Source organism: Bradyrhizobium sp. LeoA1Lang (assembly GCF_055413685.1).
Genome location: NZ_JBVAPG010000627.1, coordinates 1 through 255 on the forward strand (window position 1 = coordinate 1; position 255 = coordinate 255).

General features: G+C 66.3%; 1 pseudogene. It reads right to left on the minus strand.

What is annotated here, in order from left to right:
- A pseudogene (locus ACZYOF_RS44770) lies at positions 1 to 255 on the minus strand (phosphomannomutase/phosphoglucomutase); the annotation flags it as partial.

Below are 255 nucleotides of genomic sequence, written 5' to 3' on the forward strand. Positions count from 1 at the left end.
CGCGCACGCCGTTGACGGTGACGAGATCGCGGATCGCCTGGCCGCCGATCTTGGCGCCCTGCTTTTGCAAACCCTCAAAGTGCTTCACCACGGCGTCGACCACGCCGTATTTGGCCTCGTCGGCGCAGTGCGGCGACATGGTCGGCGACGACCAGGTCTTGGGCAGCGCGTTCTTCAGGTCGGCCATCGACTTGCCGGGCGCGCGGTCGAGCATCTCGCAGATCGCGATCGCCGAAACCAGGCCGTCGTCATAGC